This is a genomic window from Bradyrhizobium sp. (genome assembly GCF_004799405.1).
GTDB lineage: Bacteria > Pseudomonadota > Alphaproteobacteria > Rhizobiales > Xanthobacteraceae > Bradyrhizobium.
Window position 1 is genome coordinate 1 of sequence record NZ_SSMW01000139.1, and the last position, 22,658, is coordinate 22,658.

Here is a 22,658-nt window from a genome sequence, read left to right on the forward strand (position 1 = left end):
CGGGTGATTTCCGGTGTGACCGTGGTGACTTTGCTGGCATGGCTTGTTTTTCTGCCCTGCCAGGCTGCGGGCGCATTGGGCGCCCGGCATTCCCTGCGCCCTCTGAATGAAGGGCAGGACATCAAGACCAAAACTTCGCGCATGCATGCGGCGAGATCGCGAAGTTGTGTCGGCTGTTTGACATTTTATCCGAGTTGTCGTCGCCCGCGCAGGCGGGCGATCCAGTATTCCAGAGGCGGTCGTGTTGAATCGGGAAGCCGCAGCGTACTGGATGCCCCGCCTTCGCGGGGCATGACGATTATTGAGTGACGCTGCGCGACGCGCCCTTACTCCTGATCCGGCTTCTTGCCGCCGATCGTCTTCAACTTGGCAAACACCGCATCGACATTGAGATCGTCGCGCTGCTTTTCGCTGGGCTCGAATTCCGGCTCCTTGCGGGTGGTCTCGGAGGCCGGCAGCAGCGTCGCGCCGCCATAGGCGGTGTCGGCGGGTTTTTCCTTGGCCGCGCGCTGCACCTCGAAATCGAGTTCGATCTGCGAGCACAGGCCGAGCGTCACCGGGTCCATCGGGGTCAGGGTCGAGGCATTCCAGTGGGTGCGGTCGCGGACGCTGGCGATGGTGGTCTTGGTGGTGCCGACCAGGCGCATGATCTGGGCGTCCTTCAATTCGGGATGGTTGCGCACCAGCCACAGGATCGCGCTGGGACGCTCGTGGCGGCGCGACACCGGCGTATAGCGCGGGCCCTTCTTCTTGGCCTGCGCCGGCAGCGCCACCTTGCTCTCCTCGAGCTTGAGCCGGTAGTTCGGGTCCTTTTCGCCCTTTTCGATCTCCTCGCGGGTGAGCTGGCCGTTGGAAATCGGGTCCATGCCCTTGATGCCCTGGGCGGCGTCGCCGTCGGCGATGGCGCGGACCTCGAGCGGGTGCATTTTGGTGAAATCCGCCACCTGGTCGAAGGTCAGCGCGGTATTGTCGACCAGCCACACGGCAGTCGCTTTTGGCATCAGCGGTGCATTGCTCATGGCAAATCTCCTTTGCGCTTCGCCCACCTCTTTTGGAGGCGAAGCCGTGGTCATCAGCGATGACGGGAATTACGTCCTATATAAGCCGTCCGGGGCTGGCCGCGCAATGGTTTGCTGACCGGCCTTGACAGCGGCCAAAAGCCGTCCCAAGTCCTTATTTGAATTGACCGTTCCCTGCCGAGCCGGTGAGGGGTGATTCGGTCCGAGATCGCCCCTATGCCAGCCAAACCACCCCTGAAAATCGTGCTTTGTTCGCCACGGGGCTTCTGCGCCGGCGTGGTACGGGCGATCGACACCGTGGAACGGGCGCTGACGATCTATGGCGCCCCGGTCTATGTCCGCCACGAGATCGTCCATAACCGCTACGTGGTCGACAGCCTACGGACCAAAGGGGCGATTTTCGTCGAGGAATTGGCCGAAATCCCCGACAATACCAACGCTCCGGTGGTGTTCTCGGCCCACGGGGTTCCCAAATCCGTGCCGGCCGACGCTCGCGCCCGCAATTTCTTTTCGCTCGATGCCACCTGTCCCTTGGTCACTAAGGTGCACCGGGAAGCCGCGATCCATTTCAAGCGCGGCCGGGAAATCCTGCTGATCGGGCATTCCCATCATCCGGAAGTGGTCGGCACCCTCGGGCAATTGCCGCCGGGCGCGGTGACGCTGATCGAGACCGCGCACGATGCGGCGACCTTCACGCCGAAGGATCCCAACAATCTTGCCTTTGTGACCCAGACCACGCTGTCGATCGACGACACCGCCGAAATCGTCGCGATGCTGAAGGAGCGGTTTCCCAACATCTCCGGTCCGCACAAGGAAGACATCTGCTACGCCACCACCAACCGCCAGCTTGCGGTGAAGAAGGTGGCGCCGGTGGTCGACGCCCTGATCGTGGTCGGCGCGCCGAACTCGTCGAATTCGCAGCGGTTGCGCGAAGTAGCGGAGCGCGAGGGCTGCCCGGTCTCGGTGCTGGCGCAGCGCGCCAGCGATCTCGACTGGAAGATGTTCGACGGCATCAAGAGCCTCGGCATCACCGCGGGCGCCTCGGCCCCGGAAGTGATCGTCGAGGAGATCATGGGTGCGTTCGCCGAGCGCTACGAATTGCATGTGGAGACCGTCTCGGCCGCGGAAGAGAACGAATTCTTTCCGTTGCCGCGTTCGCTGCGGCCCGACGCAGCCGAGTAGCCGCGATGGCGGTCTACACCGACGTCGCCGCCGACGAGCTCGCGGAATTCCTGGGCCAGTACGAGATCGGCGAATTGCTGTCCTACAAGGGCATCGCCGAGGGCGTCGAGAATTCCAACTTCCTGCTGCACACCACGGCCGGCCATTTCATCCTGACGCTGTATGAAAAGCGCGTCGCCAAGGGCGACCTGCCGTTCTTCCTCGGGCTGATGACGCATCTGGCCTCGCGCGGCATCAACTGTCCGCAGCCGGTGAAGAACAGGAAGGGTGAAGCGCTCAGCGCGCTGGCCGGCCGTCCGGCGGCGATCATCAATTTCCTGGAAGGCATCTGGCCGCGCAAGCCCAACGCCGCGCACTGCGCCGGCGTCGGCCAGGCGCTGGCGAAAATGCATCTGGCGGGGCGGGATTTTTCGATGACGCGCGCCAACGCGCTGTCGGTGTCGGGCTGGCGCCCGCTGTTCGACGTGGCGGCCGCGCGCGCCGACAAAGTGCAGCACGGCTTGCGCGCCTTCATCGGCGCCGAGCTCGATCATCTCGAGGGCAACGTTTGGCCGAACAATCTGCCGCAAGGGGTGATTCACGCCGACCTGTTTCCCGACAATGTGTTCTTTCTCGGCGAAAAGGTCTCCGGCATCATCGATTTCACCTTCGCCTGTAACGACATGCTCGCCTACGACGTCGCGATCTGCCTCAACGCCTGGTGCTTCGAAAGCGATTGCTCGTTCAACGTCACCAAGGCGCGGGCCTTCCTTGGCGCCTATGGCCGCGAGCGTCCGTTGTCCGAGGCCGAGCAGAACGCGCTGCCGCTATTGGCGCGCGGCGCGGCGTTGCGTTTTCTGCTGACGCGGCTGGTCGATTTTCTCAACGTGCCGCCGGGCGCGCTGGTGCGGCCGAAGGATCCGCTGGAATATGCCCGCAAGCTGCGCTTTCAGCAGAGCGTGGCCGGCATCCGCGATTACGGCGTCGCGGCCTCAGGGCTGGTGGCGTGAGTTCACTCCCGTCCGTCGTCATTCACACCGATGGGGCGTGCTCGGGCAATCCCGGGCCGGGCGGCTGGGGCGCGATCCTGAAATTCGGCGACGTCGAAAAGGAATTGAAAGGCGGCGAGGCCCATACCACCAACAACCGCATGGAACTGATGGCGGCGATCGCGGCACTGGAAGCGCTCAAGAAGTCATGCACGGTCGATCTTTACACCGACAGCCAGTATGTCCGTCAGGGCATCACCGGCTGGATCCATGGCTGGAAGAAGAACGGCTGGCGCACCTCCGACAAGAAGCCGGTCAAGAACGCCGAACTGTGGCAGCGCCTCGACGCAGCGCTGAAGCCGCATCAGGTGCGCTGGCACTGGGTCAAGGGCCACGCCGGCCATGACGAGAACGAGCGCGCCGATCAACTGGCGCGCGAAGGCGTCGCGATGGCGCGGCTGAAGGAATGAGGTTCGAAGCCGCGGCGTGCTGGATCGCCCGGTCAAGCCGGGCGACGACGGTTACGGAGCAGGTTTAGCTCAAAGCTGCCCCAGCAGCGTGTCGCCGCCGGAGACTTCGACCTTGCCGGGCGCAGGCTCGAGGTTCAACTTCTTCACCACGCCGTTATCCACCAGCATCGAGTAGCGCTTGGAGCGGGTGCCGAGGCCGTTGCCGGAAGCATCCAGTTCCATGCCGATCGCCTTGGTGAATTCGGCGTTGCCGTCGGCCAGGAACACGGCTTCGTCGCGCTGGTCGGTGTCGCGCTTCCAGGCGTTCATGACGAAGGCGTCATTGACCGAGGTGATCGCTATGGTGTCGACGCCCTTGTTCTTGATGGCATAGGCGTTGAGGAAAATGCTGGGCAAATGCATCTTGTGGCAGGTGCCGGTATAGGCGCCGGGCACCGCGAACAGCGCCACCTTCTTGCCCTTGAAGATATCGTCGGTGGTCTTGACCTGCGGACCTTCCGCCGTCATCACGCGAAATTTGGCTTCCGGCAGCTTGTCGCCAACTTTGATGGTCATGGTCAATTCTCCTTGGATTTACCGATGTGTCTTAGAACATTTCACGGCCGCGGGGAAACCACTTCACCATCGTTTGATGACGAATAGTCTGCCCGCAACGGCGGCAATCCGGTTGCTCAGGCGGCCGCGGCCTTCTTTTCATCGCGCAGTTCGCGGCGCAGGATCTTCCCGACATTGGTCTTCGGCAGGTCGGTGCGGAATTCGATCTGCTTGGGGACCTTGTAGTTGGTCAGCTGCGTGCCGCAGAACTTGATGATGTCCTCGGCGGTGACGTTGGGATCCTTCTTGACCACAAACGCCTTGACCGCTTCGCCGGAGCGAGCGTCGGCGACGCCGATCACGGCGCATTCCAGCACGCCGGGGTGGCTCGCGATCACTTCCTCGACCTCGTTGGGATAGACGTTGAAGCCCGAGACCAGGATCATGTCCTTCTTGCGATCGACGATCTTGGTGTAGCCGCGTTCGTCCATCACGCCGATGTCGCCGGTGCGGAAATAGCCGTCCGCGGTCATCACGTTGGCGGTTTCTTCCGGCCGGTTCCAGTAGCCGGCCATCACCTGCGGGCCCTTGGCGCAGATTTCGCCGGCTGTGCCGAGCGGCACCTCGTTGCCGTCATCGTCGCGGATCGAAAGCCAGGTCGAGGATACCGGAAGTCCGATCGTACCCGAGAACTCCTCGATATCGGCCCGGTTGCAAGTCAGCGTCGGCGAGGTTTCAGACAGCCCATAACCTTCCGACAATGCGCACCCGGTGGTTTTCAGCCATTTCTCCGCAACCGGCTTTTGCGTGGCCATGCCGCCGCCGTTGGAGATTTTCAGTTTGGAGAAATCGAGCTTGTCGAACCCCGGCGTGTTCAACAGGCCATTGTAGAGCGTGTTGACCGCGGGGAAAAAGCTGACCTGGTACTTGGTCAATTCCTTGACGAACCCGGCCATGTCGCGCGGATTGGGTATCAACAGGTTGGTGCCGCCGGCGCGCAGGCCCAGCAGGTAACACGCGGTCAACGCGAAGACGTGATAGAGCGGCAGCGCGCACACGATGATCATGTTGTCGACGATCGGCGGCTTCTTCAGCGCCGGCTGCAGCCAGGCGTCGTTCTGCAGCACGTTGGCGAGAATGTTGCGATGGAGCAGCGTCGCGCCTTTGGAGACGCCGGTGGTGCCGCCGGTATACTGCAGGAAGGCAACATCGTCGGCCGTGATCTTCGGCTTGTTGAGCGTCATGCGGCGGCCGGCTGAGACTGCGTCGTTGAAGCCGACCGCGCCGGGTATCGAATACACCGGCACCATCTTCTTCACGCGCCGCACCACCAGGTTGACGATCACGCCCTTGAGGCCGAGCAGGTCGCCCATGCTGCCGACGATGACGTGTTTGACCGCGGTCCTGGCCATCACCTGCTGCACGGTTGTCGCAAAATTCTCCAGAACGATCACCGCCTCGGCGCCAGAATCCTTGAGCTGGTGTTCAAGCTCGCGGGGGGTGTAGAGCGGATTGACGTTCACCACCGCATAGCCGGCGCGCAGCACGGCGGCGGTCGAGATCGGATACTGCAACACGTTCGGCATCATCAGCGCGACGCGGGCGCCCTTCTGCAGGCCCTTGCTCTGCAAATAGGCGGCGAGCGCCAGCGACATCTCGTCGAGGTCGCGATAGCTGATCGACTTGTCCATGCAGGTGAAGGCCTTGCGGTCGCTGAATTTCGCAAAGCTTTCTTCCAGCAACTCGACGAGAGACGAGTACTGGGTCACATCGATATCGGCGGGCACGCCGGCCGGATATTGCTTGAGCCAGATGCGCTCCATGGTATTTCCCCTCCGGTTATTTCCCGACGCTTGGGACGGGACGCCTTGTTTTGGCAGATCTGGTTTTCGGCAGTATTGAGCAATGCGGCGGCCAATGGCAAGCCGCGGCGCATGAGGGGCGCCCCTGGTCGGCCAAAAAGGCCGCGCTGTAGGCGGCCTAGGTGCGCGGTGCGGACCCGGCGTCGCCGGTGGTGCTCTTGGACCCAGGCTTGGGCTTTGCGGCGGCCCTGGGTTTTGCCGGCGTCACCGCAGGCTTGTCGGCCGAGACGGCCGGCTTGTCGGTGGCTTTCGGGGCGGCACTGGCATGCCTGACGACTGCGGGTTTGGCAGGTTTCGCTTCGGGTTTGGCATCTGCGGCAGCCCGGGCTTTCGGCTCAGCCGCGGCATCGGGTTTCTTTGCCGCAACCCGCGACTTCCTTCCTCGCTGCCGCGGCGTCTGCTTTTCATCCGCGGCCACGGCGGCTACCAACGCTGCGCCGGTCCTGGTCGGGCCGGTGTAAACCACGACCGGTTCCGAGGCGGCGGGCGCAGCGTTCAGCAATTCCGACGGCTTCACCATCGGCGGCTGCAGCGCGGCGGTGAAAAACGTGAACGGGGTTTCGCTCGCGCTGGGTGCGCCGCCGGTGATGTTGGCGACGGTGTCCTCATCCTCGTCGCTGGCCGGCCGCCTATGTTTTCCGCCGCACATTTCGTCGCGCAAGTTCGGCGGCGAGGCGTCGATCGGCACCAGGTTGTCGACCGTGCCGAGCGAGGGCCGCAGCCATGACAGCGTATTGGTGGCAAAACCGCGCTCGAGCAGTTGGGCGGCTCTGACCGCGCGCATCGTGCCCGAGGAAGCGCCGAGCACCACGGCGATCAGCCTCCTGCCGTTGCGCGTGGCCGATGCCACCAGATTGTAGCCGGACGCACAGATGAAGCCGGTCTTGAAGCCGTCGGCGCCGGGATAGCGTCCGATCAGACGGTTGAAATTCTGCGTCACCCTGCGGCCGAAGCGGATCGAGGGAATGTGGACGAAATATTCGTATTCCGGCAGGTCGTGAATGATCGCGCGCGCCAGAATAGCGAGATCGCGGGCCGAGGTGATTTGCCCATCCGCGGGCAGGCCGTTCGGATTGACGTAGCTCGTCTGCGTCATGCCGAGCCGTTGCGCGGCCTCATTCATTTGAGCCGAAAAGCCGTCGATCGAGCCTCCGACGCCCTCGGCGAGCACCACGGCCATGTCGTTGGCCGACTTCACCAGCATCATCTTCAGCGCGTTATCGACCGTGACTTGCGTCCCCACCCGGAACCCCATCTTGCTTGGCGATTGCGAGGCTGCGACTGGGGAAACCGTCAGCACGGTATCGAGCGTGATGCGCCCGTCCTTGACCGCCTTGAGCGTGACATAGGCGGTCATCAGCTTGGTCACCGATGCCGGATACCAGGGGATGGTGGCGTTCTCGGCCTGCAGCACTTTTCCGGTATCGGCTTCAACCAGCAGCAGGGCTTCCGCATGCGCGACGCGCGGCGCAACAATGGCGAGCACCGCTACAACAACGATCCAGTTCAACGGCGACTTGCGACGCAACGGCTGAGGAAAATGCACTATCCGATTCCGGTCCTTGAGACCCGCCCTTTGAAGAGGAGGTCCTGGCGTGTGACGTTCGGGTTTCAATCGTGTCCGGCGCCGTCGGTTACGGCGGGTGCAAATCTATACCGGCTTGGCGGCCCGGAACAGAGGTTGCGCGATTAAATCGTGGAAGAAATAGGCCGAATATTGGCGATAGTTAAATCTTGACAGCAGCGTTGTCTGTATCCCGCGCGTCGATGTCGGTCCGCGCATTCTCCTGAACCATGAACTGCGCCTTCGCCAGTTCGGCAAACCGGCCGCCTTGTGCCACCAGTTCATCGAAAGTTCCGTTTTCGATCACGCGTCCGTGGTCGAACATCAGAATGCGGGTGGCGTTGCGGATGGTCGAAAGCCGGTGCGCGATCACAAAGGTTGTGCGTCCCCGCATCACCTCGTCGAGTGCCGCATTGACCTTGGCTTCGGTGACGGCGTCGAGCGCGCTGGTCGCTTCATCGAGGATCAGGATCGGCGGGTCTTTCAATAGCGCGCGAGCGATCGACAGCCGTTGCCGCTCGCCGCCGGACAGCATGCGCCCGCGTTCGCCGACGTTGGTCTCGAATTGCAGCTCGCTGCGCTCGATGAATTCCAGCGCCTGGGCGCGGGCCGCCGCAAGGCGCATGTCGTCTTCGGTGGCGTCTGGCCTGCCGACACGCAGATTGTCGGCGATCGAACGGTCGAACAACAACGCCTCCTGAAACACCACGCCGATGTTTCGCCGCAGCGCCGTCAGGGTGATGCCGCGGACATCCATGCCGTCGATCCGGATGAAGCCCGACTGCGGATCGAACGCGCGATGCAGCAGGGCGATAGCGGTCGATTTGCCGGCGCCGGTCGGGCCGACCAGCGCAATGGTCTGGCCGGGCAGCGCCGTGAAGGAAAGGTCTTCGACCGCGGGCCGCTTGCCGTCATAGGAAAACGAGACGTCGTTGAACTCGACCAGGCCCGAAAGACGGCCCGGATCGATCGCATCGAGCCGGTCGCGGACCGTAGGCACGGCATCCAGCACGTTGAAGAATTCCTGCAAGCGCGGCGCCTCCATGAATACGTTGTTGATGAAGCCGACGACCTGTTCGAGCTTCTGGATCAACATGGTGGCGAAACTCACGAACATCACGATCTCGCCGACCGTGGTGAGACCCTGTTGGTGCAGCGCGATGCCGACGGCGAAGATCGCCAGTACCGTGATGGTGGTCGATGCCCGGGTGATGACGGTGACCAGCGCCCACCACGACAGCACCGGCATCTGCACCGCCAGCAGCTTGTCGGCGACGAAACGCAGGCCCTGTACCTCGGCGTCGATGCGCACGAAGCTTTGCACCAACGCGACATTGCCGAGTGCATCGGAGGCGCGCGCCGAGAGGTCGCTGTAGTACGCCTCGACCTCGCTTTGCATACCGTAGGTCTTGCGCACCACCAGCGTTGTCAGCACCGTGAATACCACGCATAGGGCGAACAGCAGGATCGCCAGCCGCCAATTGATGTAAAGCGCCAGCGGCAGCAGCACCACCAGCGACAGCATGGCGGCGAAATGCTCGCGGAAAAATCCGAGCCACAATCGCCACAATGAATCGGTGGCGTTCAGCATCACCTTCATCAGGCGGCCGGAATGGGTCCCGGTGTGGAAGGTCAGCGGCAATTGCATGATGTGTTCGAAATAGTTCGTCAGCACCGCCTGGCGCTGGCGGTGCGCCAGCTGATCGGCGTGCAGGGCTACCGCCGCGCCGGATAGAATAGTGAACAGGCCGAACGCCGCCCACGCCGCCAGCAGCGGCCACGCCGATGAAGACGCTCGCGAACCGGCGGACGCATTGCCGGAGAGAACATCGACGATGCGGCCGAACAGCACCGGTTCGGCGAATTGCGCACCGGCCAGCAACAGGTTGGCGCCAGCCAGGATCCAGCCCAGCCGCGCTTCCTTGCCGAGCAACTCAAGGACGCGGGTATAGAGACGAAGCAGGGACATGAAACGGGCGCTCGGGGATGGCGGGATGGGCGATCGTTCGGGTCTGCATTCTAATCAGGGATCGCCGGGGAGATACAGCGCCCACTGGCGTTTTGCTTAATTGATCAGGCGGCCGCCGAGGGCGGGCAGGAAACGATCGTCGAAGATATCCGCCACTGAGGGGCGTTTCTGGAATTTGAAATCCTCGGCGATCTGGTCGATCGAGCGGTCGAGGCGGGTCGGGTCGACGCCGCCGATGCCGTTGCGTTTCACCTCGCCGGTGAGGATGTTGTCGCGGATCAGGGTGCGCAGGCGTTCCAGCTCGAGATCGCGCGATCCGCCATCCATCCGGCTGACGACTTCATCGGCCGCGCGTTCGGGCTCGCTGATGGCCAGCTGCGTGCCGGCGATCACCGCGCGCAGGAAGCCCTTCACGACCTCGGGCTTTCCGGCTGCGAACGCCGGATTGACGATCACTGCGAAGCCGTAGGCCTCGCAGCCATAGTCGGCGTATCGCAGCACCGTCAGGTCTTGGGCGGGAATGCCGCGGTCCTTCAAATTGACCGCCGACAGATATGAAAACCCGGTTACGGCGTCGACCTGGCCCGCCGACAGCATCGGCTCGCGCAAGGCGGCGCCGAAATTGTTCCGCTTCACCCTTGCTATTCTGATTCCATTCTGCCGCGCCAGCGCCGGCCAGAGCCCGATCGAAAGGTCGCCTTCGGCGACGCCGAGAGTCTTGCCTTCGACATCGGAGAGCGCGCGGATGCCCCGGCTCTTGCGGGCAATGATGGCGTAGGGCGCCTGGTTGAACAGCACGAACACCGCCTTGACCGGCGGCGCGTCCGGCTTGTCGTGAAAACGGATCAGCGCATTGATGTCGACCAGCGCAAAATCGCTGCTGCCTGCCGCGACGCGCGCAATCGCGGCCGGCGAACCGCCGGCGCTATCGGTTGCGACTGCGAGGCCTTCCGAAGCAAACAGGCCGTCGGATGCCGCCAGCACGAAGGGAGCAGCACTCGCATCGATCGGACGGTCGAACGAGAACCGGATCGCCGTCGGTGGCCGGATTTCGCTGGCGGCCCGGCTTTGTCCCGTACTGACACAGGTCAGGGCCAACAGGCCTGCCAGGGAAGCCAGAAGGCAGCGCACGGTGATTGTGGAATCTACCCGCATGTAGGCGAAACCCGAAAAAGCCCGCCGCCACTTGCCGCGTCCGGTATGTTGGATTCATGGCTGGCCGGCAGATTTTCTTTCGATTTGCGCCGGCTGGAAACCGGCCGTTAACACGCTGGCGATCGATTTCGACTAGTTTCCTGGGATGAGTGATTCGCTCGAACGGCTATATCTGGCGGTGATCGCGGCCAAGGATCTCGATCCGGCCACGTCGCGAACCGCACGGCTGTTTCAGCGCGGCCCGGCCAAGATGGCCAAGAAACTGGCCGAAGAAGCCATCGAGGTCGTGATCGACGCCGTGAACGGCAAGCCCGAAGCGGTGGTGCGCGAGAGCGCCGACCTGCTTTATAACCTTACCGTTTTGTGGGCGGCGGCCGGTGTACAGCCCGACGACGTCTGGCGCGAAATGGAGCGGCGCGAGCACCTGCTCGGAATGGCCGAGAAGCTGCCGAAATCCGCGGTCAAAATGCCCAAGGCGATACCAAAGGTTCCGCCGCGGATCGCGCGGCGACCAATTGTCGCGCTTGAAGGCCGCAGCCTGCGCAAGCGCCACTAAGGCGTGCCCGCACAGGGCTTGCTCGAATTTCCTCAGGTTAGCGGCATGGACAAATCCGCCCCATGGTGGTTCATCGCGCCATGCTGAGACGGATTTACGATTGGTGCATTGACGCCGCGCACAAGCCCTACGCGTTGTGGGTGATGGGGGCAGTGTCGTTCGCAGAAAGCTCGTTTTTCCCGTTGCCGCCGGATGTGATGCTGATCCCGATGTCGCTGGCGCGGCCGGAGCGGGCGTGGCTCTATGCTACGGTCTGCACCACGACCTCGGTGCTCGGGGGTATTCTCGGCTATGCCATCGGCGCGCTGCTGTACGATTCGGTCGGACATTGGCTGATCGAATTTTACGGTTATGGCGACAAGGTCGAGGCGTTCCGGGCGGGTTATGCCGAATATGGCGCATGGATCATCCTGCTCAAGGGTTTGACGCCGATCCCCTACAAGCTCGTGACCATCACCTCCGGATTCGCCAACTACAACATGTGGCTGTTCGTCGTGCTGTCGGTGATCGCGCGCGGCGGCCGCTTCTTCGTGGTCGCCATTCTGCTCAACCGCTACGGCGAATGGATCCGGGTGAGGATCGAAAAACATCTGGGCCTGTGGGTGGCGCTGGGCGCCGGCGCGCTCGTGCTCGGGTTTATCGTCGCATTTCGCATGTTCTAGTAGGTGGTCGTGAAGCACTTTGCCGGTTCACCGCTTCGGGTTACACTCGGTGCCATGTTCGGTCGACCCGATGATCCCGGCGCGTTGCCCGGCAGCCGTTATGCCGCAACCGCCGGCGCGGTATTGTTGATGTTGACGATCTCGGCGGGCGCTGCGTGGCCGCAGGCGGCGCCGCCGCCGCAACCCTCAGCTCCATCCACGCTTGGCGTCCAGCCGTCGGCTTCGCAAGCGGCGCCGGATCGGGCCGCGCCTCAGCCAAGCGAGCCGGCACCCGCTGCGCCGGCACAGCAGGAGAATCCGGGCTTGTTCAACCAGATGGAAAGACTGTTCGAGAAATCCCTGTCGGTCCTTCCGACCCTGAAAAGCCCCAGCGAGACCATCGACGATTTGAACGCACGCGCGAAAGATGCAGGCGAGACCATGTCGCGTCTGGCCAGGCCTGCATCGATGGTGACCGGGCGGATGGGCTGTCCCGTGGCGCCCAATGGTGCACCGGACTGCAAGACTGCCGCCGACAAGCTATGCCAGGCCAAGGGCTTCAAGGAAGGCAAGAGCCTCAATTCCGACGCGGCCGAGAAGTGCGCGGCTAGAGTGTACATGCCGGGCTACAAGCGCGAGCCCGGCGATTGCCGGACCGAGAACTACGTCACCCGCGCGCTGTGCCAGTAGCGCCGCGCAGATGCGTACCTAGGCTGCCCTGAACGCGATTGCTTTGTTGGTATGATGTCTGGCATCTTTAGACCGGTCGATCGCGGCTCCGCCGAATAACCAGGAGGATTTCCCTAGATGTCGATGCCCGCCTTGTTTAGGGGCCGTTTGTCGATTCCCGTGATCGGTGCGCCGCTATTCATCATTTCCGTACCCGATCTCGTGATCGCGCAATGCAAGGCGGGAATCGTGGGGTCGTTCCCGGCGCTGAACGCGCGGCCGCCGGCGTTGCTCGATGAGTGGCTGGTGCGGATCAGGGAAGAACTCGCCGCGCACGACAGGGCGCATCCCGACCGGCCGTCGGCGCCGTTCGCGGTGAACCAGATCGTGCATCGCTCGAACAACCGGCTCGAACAGGATCTTGCGCTCTGCGAAAAGCACAAGGTTCCGATGATCATCACTTCGCTCGGCGCGCGCGAAGAACTCAATCAGGCCGCGCATCGCTGGGGCGGCATCGTATTTCACGACGTGATCAACCAGAAATTCGCGCACAAGGCGATCGAGAAGGGCGCGGACGGTCTGATCCTGGTGTCGGCCGGCGCCGGCGGCCATGCCGGCGAGATATCGCCGTTCGCGTTCGTGGCGGAGACCCGGCAATGGTTCGACGGCCCGATCGCGCTGTCGGGCGCGATCGGCAATGGCCGTGCGATCCGCGCGGTGCGGATACTCGGAGCCGACTTTGCCTATATCGGCTCGGCCTTTATCGCTACCACCGAAGCCAATGCGGTCGAGGGTTACAAGCAGATGATCACGGCCTCGACCGCGGAAGATATCGTCTATTCCAACCTGTTCACCGGGGTACATGGCAATTATCTGAAGCCGTCGATCGTCGCAGCCGGCATGGATCCCGACAATCTTCCGGAGTCCGACGCGTCGAAAATGAGTTTCGGCACCGACGCGTCAGGCGAGCGCGCCAAGCCGAAAGCCTGGAAGGAAATCTGGGGCAGCGGCCAGGGCGTCGGCAGCGTCGGCAAGATATTGCCTGCCGCCGAACTGATCGCGCGATTCAAGAGAGAATACGACGAGGCCGTCGATCCGGCGCTGTGAGTCCGATCGTTTTTCGGATATCTTGCGATCGCATTCGATCGGGGTTGATCAATGAGTTCGACGCGACCGGCACTTCCCCTGACCGGCGGCTGCTCGTGCGGCGCGATCCGTTACGAAATCGTGTCGTTTCCGCTGTTGCTCTACGCCTGCAACTGCACGGACTGCCAGAAGGCGTCTGGCAGTGCGTTCGCGCTCAACATGCCGGTGCTCGCCAGGGATTTTCATGTGCTGCAGGGCGAGCCGAAAGGGTGGCCTCATCTTTCGCCCAAGGGCGTGGCGGTGACATCCCGGTTCTGTGGAGATTGCGGCGGCCGGATCTATGGCGAGCGGGCCGGACGTGCCGAAATTGTCAATCTCCGCGCCGGCACGCTCGACGATACGTCATGGCTGGTGCCGGTCGCGCATATCTTCATGAAGAGCGCGCAATCCTGGGTCGAGCCTGCGGCCGATGCCGGCTGTTACGAAACCCAGCCGGCGGATTTCAACACGCTGACGCTGGCATGGCGTGCAATGTGGCCTGAATTCTTTCCCAAGAAGTAGCTTCGTTTCGGAATCACTTGATGAATTGACCGCGGCATCGCGCCCGCTTGCGACCTTCGCCGTCGGGCCGGCGCCAAACGCCCAGCCTTCAGCGCCTTAACGCGCCGTTAACCATCCCGCCCCGACAATCCTCTCCGGGGCCGTTCGCCGTTTGGGCGGCGGGCCGCGCCAGAGACCGCCTTTGACGGGGACGCAAGATGGATTTCGAGACGTTTTTTGCAAAAACCCCCGCGACCCTCGACGAGATCAGGGCGCGGGTCGCCTATGCTCTGGAGCGGCATCCGCTCTGCCGCAGCGTGCAATTCGACATCGTCAGCATGCCCCGGACCAGCAAAGGTAACTGGACCATCAGCCTGCGGTCGGTCACCCCGGATGCGCTATGGGAGGCGTCCGACATCGTTGCCGACATCCAGGACGCCTATGATCTCGCCGCCGCGGCCTGATTTCGCACCTTTTGCCGCTAACCCCGCCGTCGCCAAATTCGTCCCGCCGCGGCGGCGGCACGGTTAAGCCTTAATTAGCGCCCAGTTGTCGGGAAAGTGCCCCGCGATTGGTCGATGGAAACGGAGAACGGCTTGACCAGAGCAATCACCCTCGTCGCGCTGCTGGGCTTTCTTGTCGTCGGAGCCGCCGCCACCAGCATTCTTGGCCGCGACAGCGTGCCGATGGCGCGCCTGCAGACGGTCTTGCCCGTCGCCAAAAGTCCGGTCTCCAACAGGGAAAGCAAGCGGGACCGGCTGGGGGTCACGACGACCGTGCCCGCCTCATTCGAGCCGCCAGCCGTCGCGGCCCTGAGCGAGCCGCTGCGCCAGGCCTTTGCGTCCAGTTCACCCGCCGACATCGAGGCGCCGAAGGTGGCGGCTCCGGTGACGATCGCGCCTGCGCCACAGAAGCCGAAGCTTGCCAGCAAGCCGCCGCTGCAAAAATCCTATACTCTGCTCAGCGATGCGCAGATCGCCGGCATCAAGGAGCGCCTGCAACTATCCTCTTCGCAGGAATACTATTGGCCTGCGGTGGAAAGCGCGCTGCGCGCCGTGGCCCGGAGAATCCACGCCAGCCGGCAGGCCGATCCGAACCCGACCGGGGCGCTGATCGATCCCGATGCTGCGGAAGTCCAGCAATTGAAATCGGCCGCGATGCCACTGTTGTTCCAGTTGCGCGAGGACCAGAAGCGCGAAGTGCGTGCGCTCGCCCGCATCATCGGGCTGGAAAAGGTGGCCGAACAGATCTGAGCGCGGCGCAAAATGGAGCCGGTTGGCCAACTGATAGCTTTTCACACGACATGGGGTCGGTCGGCCAACGAGACGGAAGCGAACAAGAAACAACGAATGTTCTTCTGCCGTGCTCTCATTTCTCCGCCGCAGCTTTCAGGATCGGCAGCAATCGAGCGGATTCGCTTCTTACCAGGTCCGTGAGGGCCTTTGGTCCGCGGCGGCTCGGCTCGACGATATCGGCGCCAAGATCGGCCAATCGCTTTTGCACCTGCTCCTCGCTGAGACCTTTGTTAAGGGCTTCCGCGAGCTTATCGATAACCGGCTGCGGCGTACCCCGTGGCACGAACACGCCGTAAAACGGAGCACAGTCGAATTCGGGCAGGCCCTGCTCGTAGGAAGTCGGCACATCCGGTAACATCGGGCTTCGCTTGTTGGCGGCGATTGCCAGCGCCTTGACCGCGCCTGCCCGTACCTGGCTCATTGTGCCGAGCACCGGGTCGCATTCATAATCGATTTGACCGCCGAGCATCGCGGCCAGCACCGGAGCCGTGCCGGTAAACGGAACCAGGGTCGGCTTGATGCCGATCGCCGAGTTGAGAAGGAGGCAGCCAATGTAGGATACCGAGCCAAGTCCGGCGTGCCCAACATTGAGCTTGCTTGCATTGGATTTGGCATAGGCAACGAATTCCTTGAGATTATTTGCAGGAAAGTCTTTGCGAACCACCAGCAGTTCCGGATATTCGGCGGTCAGTCCGATCGACTCGAAATCCTTCTGCGGATCGTAGCCCAGATCTGGATAGAACGCTGACGCCAGCGCATTGGTGCCCAGGTGACCGGACAGGATCGTGTAACCGTCGGCTGCTGCGTGAGCTGCGCGAAGCGTTCCAATGGTGCCACCGGCGCCCCCGACATTCTCCACGACAAATTTCTGGCCGAGATGACGGTTGAAAATGTCGGCGACGATCCGGCCTGTGATATCGGCCGGGCCGCCGGCTGCGAACGGCACGATGATCGTGACCGTTCTGGCAGGGTAATCCTGGGCCTGCGGGCCATTCATTCCCGCTATCATCAGGACGGCCGCCGCGGCCATCAATTGCTTTGCCATCCATCGCCTCGCTGACATCATCATTGTTATTGTCACCATATGCCGGTTTCGCAGACAGGCAAGTTGAGCTGGCATCGCCAGGCGGACAGGGTCGCCGGCAATATCGCTATTTTGATTTTTTATTCTGCTGAATGGATTTCAGATAGTTTACCGCGGCTTCGGCATCGCGTCGCCTGAAGTGAAACGTCGGCATGTCGGGGTGAATGGTGGTCAGCCCGTCCTGTAATCGCTGTTTCAGGTCTTCGTCGTAGAGCTTCTCTCCGAAAGTTCGAAACGGCGGTGCCTCTGGATGTGGGCTTTGGCCGGTCGGGCCCACGGCATGACACTGCGAGCACAGCTTTTCGAGCAGGATTCGGCCTTGTTGCTGCTCTCGGTCGAGGGCATAGCCGGCCTTGCTCCAGGCGCCCATCATCAAAAGCGCGAGGCAGAATTTATTCATCGGTCGCGTCCCTGTGTTGCCAGGACTGTATAACCCGGAAAGGCGGCCCTGCGTGAAAGTGCCGTCGCGAAGAGGCCTGCCTCCCATCCGCATCGGCGTCAATCTCTTCCCGGCCCAGTTTCGCAATGGCTCATTGCTGACCCTTTGCCTTGTAGACATTTGCGCCCGCGTCCGGATCGGGTACTTTGGCGAGGGGCACGACAAATGGCAAAGACCAAGAGAAAAGCGGGAAAAGGTGCCGGGACGGCTGGCCGTGGCGGCGTTCGGGCGCGCAAATCCGGTGAGTCCAAGGCCCGCAAGCCCGGCTTGCGCAAGCTGAAATCAACCAAGCCCGAGCCGCGCAGGCAGAAGCCTTCCCCCCGGTCGGAAACGGCGCGGCTGAAAAGGCAGTTGAAAACCGCGCGGATGCAGCAGGAGGCGAGCGCCGAAATCCTGCGCGCGGTCGCCAACGCATCGGGCGACGTGGCGGGGCCGCTGCAGCAGCTCGCCGAGACGACCGCGCGCCTCTTTGACGCGTCCAGCGTTGCGATCCAGCTCGCCGAGGGCAGCGAGTTCACCCAGGAGTACCGTGTCGGCACCATCGCGAAACGTGTCGGCTCGGCGTATCCACGATCCAATATCAAGGTCGGCGGCCGAAACCTGCCGGGCACGGTGGTTTTCGAGAGCCGGCAGATTCACATTCCGGACCTCGATCAACTCGATCCCTCGATGTCCGACTTTCCCGGCCTGCCCCATGCCCGGGCCGGAGGCGCCCGCACCGTGTGCGGGACGCCGCTACGCCGCGGGGGCAAGGCCATCGGCGCTCTGATCATCTTCCGCGACAGGCTCCTGCCCTTCACCGACGATGAGCTTGCCCTCCTGCAGAGCTTCGCCGACCAGGCCGTGATTGCCATCGAGAACGCGCGGCTGTTCAATGAGGTGGAGACGAAGTCCCGGGAACTTGGCGAAGCCCTGCAGCAGCAGACGGCTACCGCCGAGGTGCTTCAGGTTACCTCAAACTCGCCCGGCGAACTCGGACCGGTTTTCAGAGCGGTGTTGGAGAATGCGACCCGTATTTGCGACGCCCGGTTCGGCACGCTGCTTCGTTTCGATGGCAACGCGTTCTACTTCGCGGCGGACGTGGGTACCCCGGCGGCACTTGCTGAATACGTGAGGCGGCCCGGACCGTTTCAGGGTTTGGCGGGCGGCATGATCGATCGCATTCTGAGGACGCGGCAGGTGCAGCACTCGCCTGATTATGCCACCGATGCTGCCCGTGGCCTCGCGGCCAAGCTTGGCGGTGCGCGATCGACGGTCGGCGTACCGATCCTCAGGGATGACGTTCTGGTTGGCGCAATTGTCATCTACCGCCAGGAGATCCGGCCGTTCTCGGATCGGGAGATCGAACTGGTGCGCAGCTTTGCGGCCCAGGCCGCGATCGCCATCGAGAATGCGCGGCTGTTCAACGAGACCAAGGAGGCGCTGGAGCGGCAGACGGCAACCGGAGACGTTCTGAGGATCATCAGCCGTTCGGTGGTGCATGCGGCGCCAGTCTTCGACACGATCCTCGAATCCTGCCAGCGCCTGTTCAACCCCTACGATGCGGCCGTCTACCTGGTCGAAGGCGACAGGGTGAGGGGCGTCGCGCAGCGCGGCCCAGGAGCGGGAGACTGGGGAGCCGATTCTATGCCGCTCGAGGGAAGCTCGACCGGCGTGGCGATCGCGCAGCGGCGACCGCTTCATTTCCCCGATCTCGCCGACAAGGCAGACCTGCCCGAGGACAAACGGGCGGTCCTGAAAGAGACTGGCGGTATGACCGTATTGTATGCGCCGATGATCTCTCAGGACAGCGGCGTCGGCTCGCTTGTCGTCACGCGTCGGCCGAAGAAGCCATTTACCGAGACCGGGATCGATTTCATTCAGAGCTTCGCCGACCAGGCGGTGATCGCCATCGAGAACGCGCGGCTGTTCAACGAGACCAAGGAGGCGCTGGAGCGGCAGACCGCGACCGCCGACATCCTGAAGGTGATCGCAAGTTCGCCCGCGGACGTGCAACCGGTGTTCGATGCCGTGGTACTCACCGCACGACGCTTGCTTCGCCGCGAGATGGCGGCCATCATGCTTTGCGGAAACGACGCCACATTTCGGCCGGTCGCAGGCGCAGGCCCGGAAGGATTGATCCCTGTCGCTCCGGTCCCTGTAAGGATTGATCCTGAGGCCAACTTCCCATCGCGCGCCATCATCTCGAAAAAGAACCAGCATCTTCCGGACTGGTCGGCGATCGATCTGCCGGAACAAGAGCGCAAGATCCGCGAGATGTACGGGTGGAATTCCGCGCTTTACCTGCCGATGCTGCGCGGGGAAGAGTGCATCGGCGTGCTCCTTCTCGGCGGAACGGAACCCGGCTCGTTCAGCGAGGCCGACATCGCTCTGGCGGAATCTTTCCGCGACCAGGCCGTGATCGCGATCGAGAACGTACGGCTGTTCAACGAGACAAAGGAGGCGCTGGAGCGGCAGACGGCGACCGCCGACATCCTGCGTGTCATCAGCCTGTCGCCGACCGACGTGCAGCCTGTTTTCAATACCCTCGTGCTGACCGCTCAGCGTCTGCTCTGCCGTGAAATGGCGTTCATCCTGCTTTGCGAGAATGGCACTACGTTCCGGCCGGTCGCGATCACGGGGCCGGGAGGATTGGTTCAGATCCTCAATCCGACCCCTATACCGATCAATCCCGAAGCCAATTTTCCATCCCGCGCCATCGTCTCAAGGAAGAACCAACATTTTCCAGACTGGTCGGCGATCGATCTTCCGGAAGAAGAGCGCAAAATCCGAGAGATGTACGGGCTGAACTCGGCGCTTTATTTGCCGATGCTGCGCGGTGGAGAGTGCATTGGCGTACTTGGGCTGGGTGGGCGTCAACCCGGCAGTTTCAGCGAAACCGACATGGCCTTGGCGGAATCCTTCCGCGACCAGGCGGTGATCGCTATCGAGAACACGCGGCTGTTCAACGAGACCAAGGAGGCGCTGGAGCGGCAGACGGCAACATCGGATATTCTGAACGTGATCGCCGGTTCGCCGACCGACACCCAGCCGGTGTTCGATGCCATCGCGCGCAGCGCCGCCGAATTGTGCGAGGGAACCAACAGCGGCGTGTTTCGCCTGCGCGACGGCCTCGTCCATGTCGCAGGACACTACAATCTTTCGCCGGAGCAACTCGCGTTCGCACCGAAGATGTTTCCCGCCCCGATCCATCGCGGCTACCTGGCGGGACGCGCGATTGTTGATCGCGCGGTAGCGCACGTTCCGGATATCGCCGCCGACCCCGAATACACCGCGGAGTCCATGGTCAAGGCAGGATTTCGAAGCGCTGTCTCCGTGCCGATGTTCCGCAATGGCGAACCGATCGGCGCCATCAATGTCACCCGCGAGGAGGCGCGCCCGTTTTCCGACCGACAGATCGAATTGCTCAGGACTTTTGCCGACCAGGCGGTGATCGCGATCGAGAACGCCCGCCTTTTCAACGAGACCCAGGAGGCGCTGGAGCAGCAGAAGGCTTCCGCGGAAATCTTGAGTGTGATCAGCCATTCGGTAGCGGAGACACAACCGGTTTTCGACGAGATTGTGCGGAGCATCGCGCGCCTCTTCGGCAGCCAGGAGAACTACATTTTCCTGGTGGGCGAAGACGATTTGCTGCATGTCAGCGCTGGCTCCGGCCCGCGCGTTGAGCATGTCCGCGCGCTTTTCCCGGCGCCGCTGGACGGGAGCGTGAGCCAGGTGGCGATCCGCGAGCGGCGTCTGGTGCGTTCGGCAAACGTATTCAACGACCCTGAGTTACCTCCGCCTGCGCGAGAGCGTTATCGCGGTCTCGGGGAAAATTACTCCATGGTTGTGGCGCCGATGCTATGGGAGGACAGTGCCATCGGCTCGATCATGGTCGCCCGTACATCGATGGTGCCTTTCAGTGAAAAGGAATGCGCCCTGCTGCGCACCTTCGCCGATCAGGCCGTCATCGCAATCCAGAACGCGCGGCTGTTCAACGAAACGCGCGAAGCGCTGGAGCGGCAGACGGCGACGTCGGATATTCTGAACGTGATTGCCAGTTCACCGACCGACATCCGGCCGGTGTTCGAGGCGATTGCGATCAGGGCTAAAAGCCTGGTCGGCGGCTTCTCCAGCACCGTGTTCCGCTTCACCGATGGGCAGGCCCATCTCGAAGCGTTCACGCCGACGACACCGGAGGCGGATGAAGTCTTGACGTCAACCTTCCCGCTTCCGGTCGCCGACTTCGCGCCGTTTCAGTTGGCTCAATCCGGCGAGGTGGTGCAAACCCCCGATATTGAGGCCTTGACGGACGAGATCAGGGATATTGGCCGCGCGCGCGGCTTTCGCAGCATGCTGTTCGCGCCGCTGATGAACAAGGCGGTGCCAATCGGCTTGATTGCGGTAACCCGGGCCCAGCCCGGCAGGTTCGCCGAGCATCACGTGCAACTGCTCAGGACCTTTGCCGATCAGGCGGTGATCGCGATCGGCAACACGCGGCTGTTTGACGAAGTGCAAACCCGCACGCTGGAACTGGCGCAGTCCCTCGAAGAGCTGCGTGCCGCACAGGATCGCCTGGTGCAGACCGAGAAGCTGGCCTCGCTCGGCCAGCTCACGGCCGGCATCGCCCATGAGATCAAGAACCCGCTCAATTTCGTCAATAATTTCTCGGCGCTGTCTGCCGAACTGATCGACGAACTGGACGAGACCCTGGCTCCGGCCCCGCTGGATCAGAAGATGCGCGGCGATGTCGGCGAACTGACGCAGATGTTGAAGTCCAACCTCGAAAAGGTCGTTCAGCACGGCAAGCGGGCGGACTCCATCGTCAAGAACATGCTGTTGCATTCCCGGGAAGGCTCGGGCGAGCAGCGGCCCGCGGACATCAATGCGCTTTTGGACGAGAGCCTCAATCTCGCCTATCACGGCGCCCGCGCCGAGAAACCGGGGTTCAATATCACGCTGCAACGCGACTTCGATGTGGATGCAGGCGCGATCGAACTGTTTCCGCAGGAAATCACCCGCGCTTTTCTCAATCTGATCTCGAACGGATTTTATGCCGCGAGCAAGCGAAAGGCCGAGAACGGCGACGCTGATTTCGAGCCGGTGCTCACCGCTGCCACCAGAAATCTCGGTAGCCAGGTTGAGATACGCATACGCGACAACGGTACCGGCATCCCGACCGAAGTCAGGGAAAAGATCTTCAATCCGTTCTTCACGACCAAACCGGCAGGCGAGGGCACCGGGCTTGGTCTTTCGATGAGCCATGACATCATCGTCAAGCAACACGGCGGCAGGATCGAGGTCGATACGCAGCCCGGGCAATTCACCGAGTTTACCATTGTCCTGCCGCGCGCAACCAACCTTGCAGGCAAAACAAAAGGCTGATCAGACATCGCCGTTTGGGTTCTGGTCGTGGATGCCTTGCGATCTCCGCATGGCCGCGCCAGACCGTAGCTCACCAAGCGAGCGAAGGCTGGTGCCTTGGCCGGTATCGAGCAAAATAAAGCCCTCCTCCGCACGGGGCGTCTAGGCAAAATCGGAACGGGGTGGGACGCGAGAGGAACGCCGCTATCCCGACTTTTCACCTAAGGTCATGCCGAAATTACGAACCTGCAGGATTGCAGCCGAGCAATCCCGCGCTGCTGG

Annotated in this window: 20 protein-coding genes; 12 read left to right on the plus strand and 8 right to left on the minus strand. The window is 62.6% G+C overall.

Annotation, left to right across the window (positions count from 1 at the left end; genetic code table 11):
* Positions 1-309 (plus strand): hypothetical protein (locus E7813_RS21985; RefSeq protein WP_291577379.1); only part of this gene is annotated, 309 nt, incomplete at its 5' end.
* Positions 310-326: 17 nt separating this feature from the next.
* On the opposite strand, the gene E7813_RS21990 is transcribed toward E7813_RS21985, so the two are convergent.
* Complete coding sequence (locus E7813_RS21990; protein WP_291577380.1) at positions 327-1,019, minus strand: cell cycle transcriptional regulator TrcR; 693 nt, start codon at positions 1,017-1,019, stop codon at positions 327-329.
* A gap of 216 nt (positions 1,020-1,235) precedes the next feature.
* Here E7813_RS21990 and ispH point away from each other — a divergent pair, with 216 nt between their 5' ends.
* The 3 genes from ispH to rnhA are packed head-to-tail and all read left to right on the plus strand — an operon-like array spanning position 1,236 to position 3,639.
* Entirely contained in the window at positions 1,236-2,201 is a 966-nt protein-coding gene (gene ispH, locus E7813_RS21995; protein ID WP_291577381.1) for a 4-hydroxy-3-methylbut-2-enyl diphosphate reductase, read from the plus strand.
* Between the two features lie 5 nt (positions 2,202-2,206).
* Positions 2,207-3,190, plus strand: a complete 984-nt coding sequence (locus tag E7813_RS22000; RefSeq protein WP_291577382.1) for a homoserine kinase — start codon at positions 2,207-2,209, stop codon at positions 3,188-3,190.
* Positions 3,187-3,639, plus strand: coding sequence for a ribonuclease HI (gene rnhA / locus E7813_RS22005; protein ID WP_291577383.1), 453 nt, complete (start codon positions 3,187-3,189; stop codon positions 3,637-3,639). The genes E7813_RS22000 and rnhA overlap by 4 nt, the downstream gene beginning before the upstream one ends.
* Positions 3,640-3,708: 69 nt before the next feature.
* On the opposite strand, the gene E7813_RS22010 is transcribed toward rnhA, so the two are convergent.
* From E7813_RS22010 to E7813_RS22030, 5 genes are all read right to left on the minus strand, one after another.
* Positions 3,709-4,194, minus strand: a complete 486-nt coding sequence (locus E7813_RS22010) for a peroxiredoxin (RefSeq protein WP_291577384.1) — start codon at positions 4,192-4,194, stop codon at positions 3,709-3,711.
* 116 nt (positions 4,195-4,310) lie between these two features.
* Complete coding sequence (locus E7813_RS22015; RefSeq protein ID WP_291577385.1) at positions 4,311-5,996, minus strand: long-chain fatty acid--CoA ligase; 1,686 nt, start codon at positions 5,994-5,996, stop codon at positions 4,311-4,313.
* A gap of 157 nt (positions 5,997-6,153) precedes the next feature.
* A complete protein-coding gene (locus tag E7813_RS22020; protein ID WP_291577386.1) occupies positions 6,154-7,581 on the minus strand; it encodes a serine hydrolase in 1,428 nt (475 codons plus the stop codon).
* 181 nt (positions 7,582-7,762) lie between these two features.
* Positions 7,763-9,568: a glucan ABC transporter ATP-binding protein/ permease gene (locus E7813_RS22025; RefSeq protein ID WP_291577387.1), complete on the minus strand. Its 1,806-nt coding sequence runs from the start codon at positions 9,566-9,568 to the stop codon at positions 7,763-7,765.
* 96 nt (positions 9,569-9,664) lie between these two features.
* Positions 9,665-10,723, minus strand: coding sequence for an ABC transporter substrate-binding protein (locus E7813_RS22030; protein WP_291577388.1), 1,059 nt, complete (start codon positions 10,721-10,723; stop codon positions 9,665-9,667).
* 145 nt (positions 10,724-10,868) lie between these two features.
* On the opposite strand from E7813_RS22030, the gene hisE reads away from it, so the two are divergent.
* The 7 genes from hisE to E7813_RS22065 all read left to right on the plus strand — a co-directional run bounded on the left by hisE (position 10,869) and on the right by E7813_RS22065 (position 15,468).
* Positions 10,869-11,279 carry a phosphoribosyl-ATP diphosphatase gene (gene hisE / locus E7813_RS22035; protein ID WP_291577389.1) on the plus strand — a complete coding sequence of 137 codons (411 nt, stop codon included), beginning with the start codon at positions 10,869-10,871 and terminating at the stop codon, positions 11,277-11,279.
* 62 nt (positions 11,280-11,341) lie between these two features.
* Complete coding sequence (locus E7813_RS22040; RefSeq protein ID WP_291577390.1) at positions 11,342-11,941, plus strand: YqaA family protein; 600 nt, start codon at positions 11,342-11,344, stop codon at positions 11,939-11,941.
* A gap of 129 nt (positions 11,942-12,070) precedes the next feature.
* The gene (locus tag E7813_RS22045; protein WP_291577403.1) at positions 12,071-12,610 is read left to right on the plus strand and encodes a hypothetical protein; all 540 of its coding nucleotides are present in this window, start codon (positions 12,071-12,073) and stop codon (positions 12,608-12,610) included.
* A 117-nt stretch (positions 12,611-12,727) separates the two neighbouring features.
* Complete coding sequence (locus tag E7813_RS22050; protein ID WP_291577391.1) at positions 12,728-13,696, plus strand: nitronate monooxygenase family protein; 969 nt, start codon at positions 12,728-12,730, stop codon at positions 13,694-13,696.
* Positions 13,697-13,747: 51 nt separating this feature from the next.
* A complete protein-coding gene (locus E7813_RS22055; protein ID WP_291577392.1) occupies positions 13,748-14,236 on the plus strand; it encodes a GFA family protein in 489 nt (162 codons plus the stop codon).
* A gap of 197 nt (positions 14,237-14,433) precedes the next feature.
* Positions 14,434-14,679 carry a hypothetical protein gene (locus E7813_RS22060; RefSeq protein ID WP_291577393.1) on the plus strand — a complete coding sequence of 82 codons (246 nt, stop codon included), beginning with the start codon at positions 14,434-14,436 and terminating at the stop codon, positions 14,677-14,679.
* A gap of 132 nt (positions 14,680-14,811) precedes the next feature.
* A complete protein-coding gene (locus E7813_RS22065; RefSeq protein WP_291577394.1) occupies positions 14,812-15,468 on the plus strand; it encodes a hypothetical protein in 657 nt (218 codons plus the stop codon).
* Between the two features lie 115 nt (positions 15,469-15,583).
* Here E7813_RS22065 and E7813_RS22070 read toward each other — a convergent pair whose 3' ends face one another.
* Positions 15,584-16,555: a tripartite tricarboxylate transporter substrate-binding protein gene (locus E7813_RS22070; RefSeq protein WP_291577395.1), complete on the minus strand. Its 972-nt coding sequence runs from the start codon at positions 16,553-16,555 to the stop codon at positions 15,584-15,586.
* Between the two features lie 106 nt (positions 16,556-16,661).
* Positions 16,662-16,994 (minus strand): cytochrome c, encoded by a 333-nt coding sequence (locus E7813_RS22075; protein ID WP_291577396.1) that lies wholly within the window; start codon positions 16,992-16,994, stop codon positions 16,662-16,664.
* A gap of 204 nt (positions 16,995-17,198) precedes the next feature.
* On the opposite strand from E7813_RS22075, the gene E7813_RS22080 reads away from it, so the two are divergent.
* Complete coding sequence (locus tag E7813_RS22080) at positions 17,199-22,397, plus strand: GAF domain-containing protein (protein ID WP_291577397.1); 5,199 nt, start codon at positions 17,199-17,201, stop codon at positions 22,395-22,397.
* The last annotated feature ends 261 nt before the right edge of the window (positions 22,398-22,658 follow it).

Bases quoted from the DNA above. Each gene is read 5' to 3' on its own strand.
- E7813_RS21990 (WP_291577380.1), bottom strand. From the start codon at position 1,019: ATGAGCAATGCACCGCTGATGCCAAAAGCGACTGCCGTGTGGCTGGTC.
- ispH (WP_291577381.1), top strand. From the start codon at position 1,236: ATGCCAGCCAAACCACCCCTGAAAATCGTGCTTTGTTCGCCACGGGGC.
- E7813_RS22000 (WP_291577382.1), top strand. From the start codon at position 2,207: ATGGCGGTCTACACCGACGTCGCCGCCGACGAGCTCGCGGAATTCCTG.
- E7813_RS22010 (WP_291577384.1), bottom strand. From the start codon at position 4,194: ATGACCATCAAAGTTGGCGACAAGCTGCCGGAAGCCAAATTTCGCGTG.
- E7813_RS22015 (WP_291577385.1), bottom strand. From the start codon at position 5,996: ATGGAGCGCATCTGGCTCAAGCAATATCCGGCCGGCGTGCCCGCCGAT.
- E7813_RS22025 (WP_291577387.1), bottom strand. From the start codon at position 9,568: ATGTCCCTGCTTCGTCTCTATACCCGCGTCCTTGAGTTGCTCGGCAAG.
- E7813_RS22030 (WP_291577388.1), bottom strand. From the start codon at position 10,723: ATGCGGGTAGATTCCACAATCACCGTGCGCTGCCTTCTGGCTTCCCTG.
- hisE (WP_291577389.1), top strand. From the start codon at position 10,869: ATGAGTGATTCGCTCGAACGGCTATATCTGGCGGTGATCGCGGCCAAG.
- E7813_RS22040 (WP_291577390.1), top strand. From the start codon at position 11,342: ATGGTGGTTCATCGCGCCATGCTGAGACGGATTTACGATTGGTGCATT.
- E7813_RS22045 (WP_291577403.1), top strand. From the start codon at position 12,071: ATGTTGACGATCTCGGCGGGCGCTGCGTGGCCGCAGGCGGCGCCGCCG.
- E7813_RS22050 (WP_291577391.1), top strand. From the start codon at position 12,728: ATGTCGATGCCCGCCTTGTTTAGGGGCCGTTTGTCGATTCCCGTGATC.
- E7813_RS22055 (WP_291577392.1), top strand. From the start codon at position 13,748: ATGAGTTCGACGCGACCGGCACTTCCCCTGACCGGCGGCTGCTCGTGC.
- E7813_RS22060 (WP_291577393.1), top strand. From the start codon at position 14,434: ATGGATTTCGAGACGTTTTTTGCAAAAACCCCCGCGACCCTCGACGAG.
- E7813_RS22070 (WP_291577395.1), bottom strand. From the start codon at position 16,555: ATGGCAAAGCAATTGATGGCCGCGGCGGCCGTCCTGATGATAGCGGGA.
- E7813_RS22075 (WP_291577396.1), bottom strand. From the start codon at position 16,994: ATGAATAAATTCTGCCTCGCGCTTTTGATGATGGGCGCCTGGAGCAAG.
- E7813_RS22080 (WP_291577397.1), top strand. From the start codon at position 17,199: ATGGCAAAGACCAAGAGAAAAGCGGGAAAAGGTGCCGGGACGGCTGGC.